An 11,172-nucleotide genomic window follows, 5' to 3' on the forward strand; every position below is an offset into this window, starting at 1 on the left:
GCCCGCGCCGCCGAAGTCGACCAACAGGCCGCGCGCCTGACCCTGGCGGCCGATGTGGCCAAGGCCTACAGTGATCTGGGCCAGGCCCATATCGTGCGTGACCTGGCCAATGACGACCTCAAACGCACCCGGCAAATGCTCAACCTGAGCCAGCGCCGCCTCAACTCAGGCATCGACAGCCAGTACCAGTTCCAACAGACCGAAAGCCTGGAAGCCAGCTCCCAGTCGCAACTGATCGATGCGGAAAAACAACTGCAGAGCGCCAAAATCACCCTGGCGGTGTTGCTCGGCAAAGGCCCGGATCGCGGCAACGAACTGGCGCGTCCGGCGGTGCTCAAGCCCAGCGCCGTCGCAGTGCCTTCGGTGCTGCCCGCCGAATTGCTGGGCCGCCGCCCGGACCTGATCGCCGCCCGTTGGCGTGTAGAGGCCGCGAGCAAGAACATCGCCGCCGGCAAGGCCAACTTCTACCCCAACCTCAACCTGAGCGCGAGCGCCGGGGCCGAGTCGTTGCTGGGGGACGCGATGTTCGGTTCGGCCAGCCGCTTCTTCAACATTGCACCGACGATCTCGCTGCCGATCTTCGACGGCGGTCGCCTGCGCGCCAACCTCGATGCGCGTGATGCCGACTACGACTTGGCCGTGGCCCAGTACAACAAAACCCTGGTGCAAGCCCTGGGCGATATTGGCACCACCCTTTCACAACTGCGCGAAACCGGTCGGCAGATCCAGGCCCAGCAACACGCCGCGGACATTGCCCAGCAGTCCTACGACACCGCGATGCAGCGTTACAGCTCGGGGATCGGCAACTACTTGGACGTGCTCAGCATCGAGCAGCAATTGCTGCAAGCCCAGCGCCAGCTAGCGACCCTGAATGCCGCGCAAATCGATCTGTCGATCCAACTGATGCAAGCCCTGGGTGGCGGCTACAGCGCCGCAAACGTGGCGTCGACCACCCCAGCTACACGCACGGAATAATTTGAGGTAACTGACATGGCCACTGCCGAAAGCAACACCGCAACGGGAAAACCCGATAACAACCCACGCAAACGCAAAGTGATGCTGATCGGCCTGACGCTGATCGTCATCCTCAGCGTCGTCGGGGTTTGGGGTTGGTATGAACTCTACGGCCGCTTCAATGAAAGCACCGACGACGCCTACGTCAACGGCAACGTGGTGGAAATCACCCCGCTGGTCACCGGCACCGTGGTCAGCATCGGCGCCGACGATGGCGACCTGGTCCACGAAGGCCAGGTGCTGATCAACTTCGACCCCAACGACGCCGCCGTCGGCCTGCAAAGTGCCCAGGCCAACCTGGCCCGCACCGTGCGCCAGGTGCGGGGTTTGTACAGCAACGTCGATGGCATGAAAGCCCAGGTCAATGCGCAGAAGGCGGATGTGCAAACCGCCCAGGACAACTTCAATCGGCGTAAAACCCTGGCCCAGGGTGGGGCGATTTCCCAGGAGGAACTGTCCCACGCCCGCGACAGCCTGACCGCGGCCAAGAACGCCCTGACCAACCTTGAACAACAGCTCAAAAGCAGCAACGCGCTGGTGGATGACACGGTGATCTCGTCCCATCCGGACGTGCAAGCCGCCGCCGCGCAACTGCGCCAGGCCTACCTGGGCAATGCGCGCAGCACCTTGATCGCCCCCGTGACCGGCTATGTGGCCAAGCGCACCGTGCAACTGGGTCAGCGCGTGCAGCCGGGCACGGCATTGATGGCGGTGATCCCGCTGGACCAGTTGTGGATCGACGCCAACTTCAAGGAAACCCAACTGCGCAATATGCGCATCGGCCAGCCGGTGGACATCGAAGCTGACATTTACGGCAGTGATGTGAAGTACAGCGGCACCATCGACAGCCTCGGCGCCGGTACCGGCAGCGCGTTTGCCTTGCTGCCTGCGCAGAACGCCACGGGTAACTGGATCAAGATCGTGCAACGGGTGCCGGTGCGCATCCATATCAATGCTGAAGAATTGGCCAAGAACCCACTGCGCGTGGGCTTGAGCACTATGGTCAACGTCGACCTGCACGACCAGAGCGGCCCGGTACTGGCGCAACAGGCGCCGCAAAAGGCCTCGTTCACCACCAACGTGTATGACCGCCAATTGGCCGAGGCTGACGCCATGATCACCCAGTTGATCCATGACAACAGCATCGCCGCGCCCAAGGCTGCGCAACGCTGATGAGCCATAACGCGTCCTTCTCGCCGCCCAGCTTGCTGATGGCCACCATTGGCCTGTCGCTGGCGACCTTCATGCAGGTGCTCGATACCACGATCGCCAACGTGGCTTTGCCGACCATCTCCGGCAACCTTGGCGTGAGTTCGGAGCAGGGCACCTGGGTGATCACCTCGTTCGCGGTGAGCAACGCCATTGCCTTGCCGTTGACCGGTTGGTTGAGCCGGCGCTTTGGCGAGGTGAAGCTGTTTCTCTGGGCCACCATTCTGTTCGTGCTGGCCTCGTTTCTTTGCGGTATTTCCACTTCGATGCCCGAGCTGATCGGCTTTCGGGTGCTGCAAGGCTTGGTGGCGGGGCCGTTGTACCCGATGACCCAGACGCTGCTGATCGCGGTCTACCCGCCGGCGAGGCGCGGCATGGCCCTGGCGCTGTTGGCGATGGTCACGGTGGTGGCGCCGATTGCCGGTCCCATCCTCGGCGGCTGGATCACCGACAGCTACAGTTGGCCGTGGATCTTCTTTATCAACGTGCCCATCGGCATCTTTGCGGTGATGGTGGTGCGTTCGCAACTGAAGAAACGCCCGGTGGTCACCAGCTACCAGCCGATGGACTATGTCGGGCTGTTGAGCTTGATCGTCGGGGTCGGCGCGTTGCAGATCATCCTCGACAAGGGCAACGACCTGGACTGGTTCGAGTCCAACTTCATCATCGTGGGGGCGGCGATTTCGGTGATTGCCCTGGCGGTGTTCATCATCTGGGAAATGACCGACAAACACCCGGTGGTCAACCTGCGGCTGTTCGCCTACCGCAACTTTCGCATCGGCACCATCGTGTTGGTCCTCGGTTACGCGGGCTTCTTCGGTATCAACCTGATCCTGCCGCAGTGGCTGCAAACCCAGATGGGCTACACCGCAACCTGGGCCGGCCTGGCAGTGGCGCCGATCGGTATTCTGCCGGTGCTGATGTCGCCGTTTGTCGGCAAGTACGCGCACAGGTTCGACCTGCGCCTGCTGGCGGGCCTGGCGTTCCTGGCGATTGGCTTGAGCTGCTTTATGCGCGCCAGCTTCACCAATGAGGTGGACTTCCAGCACATCGCCCTGGTGCAGCTGTTCATGGGCATCGGCGTGGCGCTGTTCTTCATGCCGACCTTGAGCATCCTGATGTCCGACCTGCCGCCGCACCAGATCGCCGACGGTGCAGGTCTTGCGACCTTCCTGCGGACCCTGGGCGGTAGCTTCGCGGCCTCGCTGACCACCTGGATCTGGATTCGCCGCGCGGACCAGCACCATGCGTACATGAGCGAGAACATGACCACCTACGACGCGGCCACCCGCAATGCACTGGAAGCACTCGGTGGGGCAGGGCACAAGGCTTATGCGCAGTTGGACCAGATCCTCACCAGCCAGGCGTACATGATGTCCACCGTGGATTACTTCACGTTGCTGGGGTGGATGTTCATGGGCTTGATGCTGCTGGTGTGGCTGGCCAAGCCGCCGTTCACCGCGAAGGCAGGGCCGGCTGCATCAGGGCACTGATCTGCCCGGGCTGGAATGCAATCAACCAAGGCAGGAATGCAATCAGCCAAGACTGGAATGCAATCAACTGTGGGAGGGGGCTTGCCCCCGATAGCGGTGTATCAGCTTCAAACAGGCTGACTGATACACCGCCATCGGGGGCAAGCCCCCTCCCACATTTGGTCAGGCGCCGGGAAGCGCCAGTTGCGGGTTCACAAGGTCAAACGCCGCCAACTGAAACCCTTGCTCATCCACCTGCAATGCCCAGCCTTGCTTGTCCCAATCCCCCAGCACAATGCGCTTGGCCGCCTGGTCACCAATCTGCAACTTATGAATGGCGGGGCGGTGCGTATGGCCGTGGACCAAGGTGCGCACGCCGAACTGCTGCATCACCCGCGGCACTTCCTCGGGGGTGACATCGACGATGTCGTTGGCCTTCATCCGCGTCTGCGCCCGGCTTTCGCTGCGCAGCTTGCGGGCCAGCTTGTGGCGGGTGCGCAGGGGCAGATGACGCAGGATAAACAGCACAATCGGGTTACGCAGGATGCGCCGCAGCTTCATATAGCCGACGTCGCGGGTGCAGAGGCTGTCGCCATGCATCAGCAGCACGGGCTCGCCGGCGAGTTGCACGACGCTCGGGTCCTTGAGCAAGGTGGCGCCTGCGGCTTTGCAGAACGCCTTGCCGAGCAGGAAGTCACGGTTGCCATGCATGATGAAAATCGGCGTGCCACTGTCGCTCAGCTCGCGCAGGGCCGCGCAAATCGAGCGCTGGAAAGGGGTGATCCCATCGTCGCCAATCCAGGCTTCAAAGAAGTCCCCGAGAATGTACAACGCTTGGGCTCCACGGGCGCGGCCGTGGAGTAAATCCAGAAACGCCCGGGTAATGTCCGGGCGCGTATCGATCAGATGTAAGTCTGAAATCAGCAATATCACTCAATGATCTCGGCTTTCTCGATGATCACGTCGTCTGCTGGTACGTCTTGGTGGCCGGCTTTGCTGGTGGTGGCAACACCTTTGATCTTGTCGACGACGTCAGTGCCTTCGGTGACTTTACCGAACACCGCGTAGCCCCAACCCTGCACGTTCTTGCCGCTGTGGTTGAGGAAGCCGTTGTCGGCAACGTTGATGAAAAATTGCGCGGAGGCCGAATGCGGCTCCATGGTACGGGCCATGGCGACGGTGTATTTGTCGTTGGAAAGGCCGTTGTCCGCTTCGTTCTGGATGCTTGGGCGCTTGTCTTTCTTTTCTTTCATGCCAGGCTCGAAACCGCCGCCCTGGACCATGAAGTTGCCAATGACACGGTGGAAAACGGTGTTTTCGTAATGGCCGGCTTTCACGTATTCAATGAAGTTGGCGACGGTGATCGGCGCTTTCTCGGCGTTCAGTTCGATGACGATGTCACCGTGGTTGGTGCTCAGTTTGACTTGAGTCATGTTCACTACTCTTTCAGGGAATTCGTGGGTTCGGGCGCTGTGCGCCTGACCTGTTTGGCTAAACGTTGGCCAAGACGCGCAGTTTAGCGTGCCCTGCGGGAATTTCGAGGTGGTTTTTTACCGCCCGGGCAATTAAAGCAGCAGTTTTGGGTCGCGCTCTGTCAGGCGGTTGACCGCTTCGGCTATGATAAGCCCTTTGTTTTATCTGGCCTGACCAAGGCCACGTACTCGTCTGTTCAAGGATATTATGAGCAAGCCCACTGTCGACCCTACCTCGAACGCCAAGGCCGGCCCTGCCGCCACGGTCAACTTCCTGCGCCCGATCATCCAGGCGGACCTGGATTCGGGCAAGCACACGCAGATCGTCACCCGCTTCCCGCCAGAGCCCAACGGTTACCTGCACATCGGTCACGCCAAGTCGATTTGTGTGAACTTCGGTCTGGCCCAGGAGTTCGGTGGCGTCACGCACCTGCGTTTCGACGACACCAACCCGGCCAAGGAAGACCAGGAATACATCGACGCCATCGAAAGCGACATCAAGTGGCTGGGCTTCGAGTGGTCCGGTGAAGTGCGCTATGCGTCCAAGTATTTCGACCAGTTGTTCGACTGGGCCATCTTACTGATCAAGGCCGGCAAGGCCTACGTCGACGACCTCACCCCTGAACAGGCCAAGGAATACCGTGGCACGCTGACCGAGCCGGGCAAGAACAGCCCGTTCCGCGACCGTTCCGTGGAAGAGAACCTGGACTGGTTCGCCCGTATGCGCGCCGGTGAGTTCGCGGACGGCGCCCGTGTACTGCGTGCCAAGATCGACATGGCCTCGCCGAACATGAACCTGCGCGATCCGATCATGTACCGCATCCGCCATGCCCATCACCACCAGACCGGTGACAAGTGGTGCATCTACCCGAACTACGACTTCACCCACGGTCAGTCGGACGCCATCGAAGGCATCACCCACTCCATCTGCACCCTGGAGTTCGAAAGCCACCGTCCGCTGTACGAATGGTTCCTGGAGCACCTGCCGGTTCCGGCACAGCCGCGCCAGTACGAATTCAGCCGCCTGAACCTGAACTACACCATCACCAGCAAGCGCAAGCTCAAGCAACTGGTGGATGAAAAGCACGTCAACGGCTGGGACGACCCACGCATGTCGACGCTGTCGGGCTTCCGTCGTCGCGGCTACACGGCCAAATCCATCCGCAACTTCTGCGAAATGGTCGGCACCAACCGTTCCGACGGCGTGGTCGACTTCGGCATGCTCGAATTCAGCATCCGTGACGACCTCGACCACAGCGCCCCGCGTGCCATGTGTGTGCTGCGCCCGCTGAAAGTCGTGATCACCAACTACCCGGAAGGCCAGGTCGAGAACCTCGAACTGCCACGCCACCCGAAAGAAGACATGGGCGTGCGCGCACTGCCATTTGCCCGTGAAATCTATATCGACCATGACGACTTCATGGAAGAGCCGCCAAAAGGCTACAAGCGCCTGGAACCTGCCGGCGAAGTGCGCCTGCGCGGCAGCTACGTGATCCGCGCCGACGAAGCGATCAAGGACGCCGAGGGCAATATCGTCGAACTGCGTTGCTCGTATGACCCAGAGACCCTGGGCAAGAACCCTGAAGGCCGCAAGGTCAAAGGCGTGGTCCACTGGGTGCCGGCCGCTGCCAGCGTCGAGTGCGAAGTGCGTCTGTACGATCGTCTGTTCCGTTCGCCGAACCCTGAGAAAGCCGAAGACAGCGCGAGCTTCCTCGACAACATCAATCCGAACTCCCTGCAAGTACTCACGGGTTGTCGTGCCGAGCCATCCCTTGGCAATGCACAGCCGGAAGACCGTTTCCAGTTCGAGCGCGAAGGTTACTTCTGCGCGGATATCAAGGACTCGAAACCTGGTCACCCGGTATTCAACCGTACCGTGACCTTGCGTGATTCGTGGGGCCAGTGATTTAAGGAACCGTCGTGCTAACGATCTACAACACGCTCAGCAAGAGCAAAGAAGTCTTCAAGCCGCTGGATGGCAACAAGGTGCGCATGTACGTGTGCGGCATGACCGTGTACGACTACTGCCACATCGGCCACGGCCGCAGCATGGTCGCCTTTGACCTGGTGACCCGCTGGTTGCGTTTCAGCGGCTACGACTTGACCTATGTGCGCAACATCACCGACATCGACGACAAGATCATCAACCGCGCCAATGAAAACGGCGAGTCGTTCGACGCGCTGACCGCGCGCATGATCGCTGCCATGCACGAGGACGAGGCGCGCCTCAACATCCTCAAGCCGGACATGGAACCGCGCGCCACGGACCATATCCCGGGCATGCACGCGATGATCCAGACCTTGATCGACAAGGGCTACGCCTACGCCCCAGGCAATGGCGACGTGTACTACCGCGTCGCCAAGTTCATGGGCTACGGCAAGCTGTCGCGCAAGAAAATCGAAGACCTGCGCATCGGCGCGCGTATCGAAGTCGACGAAGCCAAGCAAGACCCGCTCGACTTCGTGCTGTGGAAAGGCACCAAGCCCGGCGAGCCGAGCTGGGAGTCGCCATGGGGCGCCGGGCGTCCGGGCTGGCACATCGAATGCTCGGTGATGTCCACCTGCTGCCTGGGCGAGACCTTCGACATTCATGGCGGCGGCAGCGACCTCGAGTTCCCGCACCACGAAAACGAAATCGCCCAAAGCGAAGCCGCCACCGGCAAGACATACGCCAACGCCTGGATGCACTGCGGCATGATCCGCATCAATGGCGAGAAGATGTCCAAGTCCTTGAACAACTTCTTCACCATCCGCGACGTGCTGGAAAAGTACCATCCGGAAGTGGTGCGTTACCTGTTGGTGTCGAGCCACTATCGCAGCGCGATCAACTACTCGGAAGACAACCTCAAGGACGCCAAAGGCGCCCTGGAGCGTTTCTACCACGCGTTGAAAGGCCTGCCCTGCGTGGCCCCGGCCGGCGGCGAAGCGTTCGTGGCACGCTTTACCGAAGTGATGAACGACGACTTCGGCACACCGGAAGCCTGCGCGGTGCTGTTCGAGATGGTGCGCGAGATCAACCGCCTGCGTGAGAGCGATCTCGACGCAGCGGCCGGTCTGGCTGCGCGCTTGAAAGAACTGGCCAGCGTGCTGGGCGTGTTGCAGATGCAAGCCGAAGACTTCCTGCAAGCCGGCGCTGAAGGGCGTGTGGATGCGGCTGAAGTGGACGTGCTGATCCAGGCGCGTTTGGCCGCTCGGGCCAACAAGGACTGGGCGGAGTCCGACCGCATCCGTGACCAACTGACCGCGATGGGTGTGGTGTTGGAAGACGGCAAGGGTGGGACGACGTGGCGGTTGGCTGATCAGGTTTGATCAGTAAACGCTGAATGAAAAACGCCCCGACTGGTTCGGGGCGTTTTTCATTTTGGGTTAAGCGAAACAGGCGCGAAGGGCCCGTCTTCGCAACGCTGTCGGAACACGCTTCGAGTCGTATCAAACCGGCGACGTTTTGGAAAAAGCCCATTTGTTTTGACGCCCGCCCAATCCTGGCTTTAGATGGTCGACCAGACCAAGCCCATGATGAAACTGACGGTGATTCAAATGGATTGTATTTTCTGCAGCATTGTCCGAAAAACCTCCCCGGCCCATATTCTGTGGGAAGACGAACACCATATGGCCTTCCTGTCTATTTTCCCCAACACCCCAGGCTTCAGCGTGGTGATCCCCAAGCAGCACTACGGAAGCTACGCCTTCGCCCAGTCGGATGAAGTGCTGGCAGGTCTGGTTGTGGCGGCGAAGAAAACGGCGCTGCAGATCGACCGGGCGTTTCCCGATGTGGCGCGCACGGGGATGATCCTCGAAGGGTACGGGGTGGATCATCTGCATGCGAAGCTGTTTCCCATGCATGGGACGGGGCAGGACAGTGGCTTCAAGCCCATCAGTTCCAAGGTCGACAAGTTCTTTGATGCCTACGAGGGGTATATCTCGTCCCACGACTTTGTGCGGGTGGATGATGCCGAATTGGCGGAGTTGGCGGCACACATCCGGTCCTTCGCCTAGCGTCGATCCAAATGTGGGAGGGGGCAAGCCCCCTCCCACATTTTTTTGACCGTGTTCGCTTCAGCACTCAGCGACGGCTGCTGACCTCGGCGGGTACGTCATCCCCGGCCATGCGCTTACGAAACAACGCCGTGCGCGCCAGCAGCAGGGTGGTCACCGGCACCGTGATCGACAACAAGATCGGAATCAGCCAGCCGTGCAGCACCGGCGCGGACTTGAGTACCGAAAAATAGATGATCGACGCCAACGCCACACTCCACGCGCCCAACGTCGAGGCCAATGCCGGCGGGTGCATGCGCTGGAAGAAATCCTTCATGCGCAGCAACCCGATTGCGCCAATCAGTGCAAACACGCTGCTCAGCACCAGCAACACGGCCACGCACACTTCAATCCATAACGGCATCATTCGATCACCTCGCCACGCAGCAGGAATTTGGCCAGGGCAAATGACCCGACAAAGCCAAACAGCGCGATCAACAGCGCCGCTTCGAAGTAGGTATCACTGGCATACCGAATGCCTAGCACCAGCATCATCAGCATCGCCAGGATGTACAGATAGTCCAGTGCCAGGACCCGGTCCTGGGCCGATGGGCCTTTGAACAGGCGGATCAGCGTCAGCACCATGGCCAGCGAGAACAGGAACAGGCTGAACAGGATCGCATTGGAGAGCAGGGCGCTCATTCGAAGATCTCCATCAAGGGCCGTTCGTAGTCGTGTTTGAAGTGCTGGATAAACTGCGCTTCATCGTCCAGGTCGAAGACGTGCAGCAGCAGGATGCTGCGGTCCAGGGCGAGTTCCGACCAGACGGTGCCGGGGGTCACGCTGGTGATCATCGACAACACGGCCAGGCCGTTGGCGTCGCGCAGGTCCAGGGGGATTTTGATAAAGCGTGAGCGCGGTGGCCGCGAGCCGCACACCAGCACGCCCCAGGCTACTTGTAGGTTGGAGACGATCACATCACGCCCCACCCGAAAGAACAGGCGGATGATCACTCCGGGACGATGGATACGAATCGGCAACGGGCGCAGCGGCGCCATCAGCAGCGGAGCAAGGACGCCCAACAGCGCGCCCAGCAGCAGGTTGCCAGGGCTCACGGACAGGTTCAGCACTAGCCACAGCACCCACAACGCCAGCGACAACCACGGGGCCGGGAACAGGCGCTTCATGGCTGCACCTCCAGCGCGGCGGTCTTGGCTTCAGGGCCGGGCACCGGGCGTGTGGCCATGACCGCCATCACATACTGTTCCGGGTTGTTCAGGCTTTTGGCGGTGTCGAGGGTGTAGCGCATCAGCGGCTCGGCCTTGAAGGTCAGCAGGATGCTCAGGCCGAGCAGGAAGAAGATCGGCACGCACTCATAACGGCGCAGCAGCGGTGAAGGGCGCTCTTCCGGGGTCCAGAAGCGCTGGATGCCCAGGCGGGCGAAGGCGATCAGCGAGGCCAGGCCGGACAGGATCAGCAACGTCACCAGGCCCCACGCGGCAGGGCGGATGGGCTCATCTACCGCATGGCCCAAGCCCAGCGGATTGACCAGCGCGCTCAACAGGCTGAGCTTGCCGATAAACCCCGACAGCGGCGGCATGCCGATGATCAGCAGCGCACAGGCGACAAAGCTCAAGCCGAGGAATGCCATGGTCCAGGGGATCACCTGGCCGACCACGGCTTTCTGCTCGTCATCGAGGTTGACGCCGGGGCGTGGATGCAGGGATTCCATGGCTTTGGGCAGCGCGTCGATCTCCTCGTCCAGCGGCAGGTCGTTGGCCGAGCGCGAGCGTTCGATCAATTCGGCCAGCAGGAACAGCGCGCTCAAGGCCAGTGTGGAACTGACCAGATAGAACAGTGCCCCGGCTGTCAGGCTGGGCTGGGCGAAACCCACCGACGACAGCAGGATGCCGGCCGAAACCAGGATGCTCAAGCTGGCCATGCGCTCCAGGCGCTGCGCCGCCAGCATCGCCAGCGCCGCGCAGATGATGGTCGCCATGCCGCCGTACACCAGCCAGTCGCCGCCGAAC

11 protein-coding genes and 1 pseudogene are annotated in these 11,172 nt (G+C 61.1%); 6 read left to right on the plus strand and 6 right to left on the minus strand.

The genetic code is table 11. The annotated features are described in order from the left end of the window. From L9Z73_RS17000 to L9Z73_RS17010, 3 genes are all read left to right on the plus strand, one after another. Positions 1-975 (plus strand): efflux transporter outer membrane subunit (locus tag L9Z73_RS17000; RefSeq protein ID WP_247403171.1); only part of this gene is annotated, 975 nt, incomplete at its 5' end. A gap of 15 nt (positions 976-990) precedes the next feature. Next, positions 991-2,187, plus strand: a complete 1,197-nt coding sequence (locus L9Z73_RS17005) for an efflux RND transporter periplasmic adaptor subunit (protein ID WP_247403172.1) — start codon at positions 991-993, stop codon at positions 2,185-2,187. Continuing rightward, complete coding sequence (locus tag L9Z73_RS17010; protein WP_247403175.1) at positions 2,187-3,716, plus strand: DHA2 family efflux MFS transporter permease subunit; 1,530 nt, start codon at positions 2,187-2,189, stop codon at positions 3,714-3,716. The genes L9Z73_RS17005 and L9Z73_RS17010 overlap by 1 nt, the downstream gene beginning before the upstream one ends. 162 nt (positions 3,717-3,878) lie before the next feature. Here L9Z73_RS17010 and lpxH read toward each other — a convergent pair whose 3' ends face one another. Then, the gene (gene lpxH / locus L9Z73_RS17015; protein ID WP_247403178.1) at positions 3,879-4,628 is read right to left on the minus strand and encodes a UDP-2,3-diacylglucosamine diphosphatase; all 750 of its coding nucleotides are present in this window, start codon (positions 4,626-4,628) and stop codon (positions 3,879-3,881) included. Beyond that, on the minus strand, positions 4,625-5,128 hold the full coding sequence (locus L9Z73_RS17020) for a peptidylprolyl isomerase (protein WP_247403181.1): 504 nt from the start codon (positions 5,126-5,128) through the stop codon (positions 4,625-4,627). The genes lpxH and L9Z73_RS17020 overlap by 4 nt, the downstream gene beginning before the upstream one ends. Positions 5,129-5,375: 247 nt before the next feature. On the opposite strand from L9Z73_RS17020, the gene L9Z73_RS17025 reads away from it, so the two are divergent. From L9Z73_RS17025 to L9Z73_RS17035, 3 genes are all read left to right on the plus strand, one after another. Continuing rightward, on the plus strand, positions 5,376-7,073 hold the full coding sequence (locus L9Z73_RS17025; protein WP_247403184.1) for a glutamine--tRNA ligase/YqeY domain fusion protein: 1,698 nt from the start codon (positions 5,376-5,378) through the stop codon (positions 7,071-7,073). A gap of 14 nt (positions 7,074-7,087) precedes the next feature. Next, positions 7,088-8,476: a cysteine--tRNA ligase gene (cysS, locus tag L9Z73_RS17030; RefSeq protein ID WP_247403188.1), complete on the plus strand. Its 1,389-nt coding sequence runs from the start codon at positions 7,088-7,090 to the stop codon at positions 8,474-8,476. 228 nt (positions 8,477-8,704) lie between these two features. Further along, positions 8,705-9,163 (plus strand): HIT family protein, encoded by a 459-nt coding sequence (locus L9Z73_RS17035; protein WP_247403196.1) that lies wholly within the window; start codon positions 8,705-8,707, stop codon positions 9,161-9,163. Positions 9,164-9,230: 67 nt separating this feature from the next. On the opposite strand, the gene L9Z73_RS17040 is transcribed toward L9Z73_RS17035, so the two are convergent. From L9Z73_RS17040 to L9Z73_RS17055, 4 genes and pseudogenes are all read right to left on the minus strand, one after another. After that, the gene (locus L9Z73_RS17040) at positions 9,231-9,569 is read right to left on the minus strand and encodes a Na+/H+ antiporter subunit G (protein ID WP_247403191.1); all 339 of its coding nucleotides are present in this window, start codon (positions 9,567-9,569) and stop codon (positions 9,231-9,233) included. After that, the gene (locus tag L9Z73_RS17045) at positions 9,566-9,844 is read right to left on the minus strand and encodes a K+/H+ antiporter subunit F (protein WP_005789171.1); all 279 of its coding nucleotides are present in this window, start codon (positions 9,842-9,844) and stop codon (positions 9,566-9,568) included. The genes L9Z73_RS17040 and L9Z73_RS17045 overlap by 4 nt, the downstream gene beginning before the upstream one ends. Next, the gene (locus L9Z73_RS17050; RefSeq protein WP_247403194.1) at positions 9,841-10,329 is read right to left on the minus strand and encodes a Na+/H+ antiporter subunit E; all 489 of its coding nucleotides are present in this window, start codon (positions 10,327-10,329) and stop codon (positions 9,841-9,843) included. The genes L9Z73_RS17045 and L9Z73_RS17050 overlap by 4 nt, the downstream gene beginning before the upstream one ends. Continuing rightward, positions 10,326-11,172, minus strand: a pseudogene (locus L9Z73_RS17055) (monovalent cation/H+ antiporter subunit D); the annotation flags it as partial. The gene L9Z73_RS17050 and the pseudogene L9Z73_RS17055, both read right to left, overlap by 4 nt.

Origin of the sequence: Pseudomonas emilianonis (genome assembly GCF_023072625.1) — a bacterium.
Lineage (GTDB): Bacteria > Pseudomonadota > Gammaproteobacteria > Pseudomonadales > Pseudomonadaceae > Aquipseudomonas > Aquipseudomonas paraveronii.

Bases quoted from the DNA above. Each gene is read 5' to 3' on its own strand.
- L9Z73_RS17005 (WP_247403172.1), top strand. From the start codon at position 991: ATGGCCACTGCCGAAAGCAACACCGCAACGGGAAAACCCGATAACAAC.
- L9Z73_RS17010 (WP_247403175.1), top strand. From the start codon at position 2,187: ATGAGCCATAACGCGTCCTTCTCGCCGCCCAGCTTGCTGATGGCCACC.
- L9Z73_RS17020 (WP_247403181.1), bottom strand. From the start codon at position 5,128: ATGACTCAAGTCAAACTGAGCACCAACCACGGTGACATCGTCATCGAA.
- L9Z73_RS17025 (WP_247403184.1), top strand. From the start codon at position 5,376: ATGAGCAAGCCCACTGTCGACCCTACCTCGAACGCCAAGGCCGGCCCT.
- L9Z73_RS17035 (WP_247403196.1), top strand. From the start codon at position 8,705: ATGGATTGTATTTTCTGCAGCATTGTCCGAAAAACCTCCCCGGCCCAT.
- L9Z73_RS17040 (WP_247403191.1), bottom strand. From the start codon at position 9,569: ATGATGCCGTTATGGATTGAAGTGTGCGTGGCCGTGTTGCTGGTGCTG.
- L9Z73_RS17045 (WP_005789171.1), bottom strand. From the start codon at position 9,844: ATGAGCGCCCTGCTCTCCAATGCGATCCTGTTCAGCCTGTTCCTGTTC.
- L9Z73_RS17050 (WP_247403194.1), bottom strand. From the start codon at position 10,329: ATGAAGCGCCTGTTCCCGGCCCCGTGGTTGTCGCTGGCGTTGTGGGTG.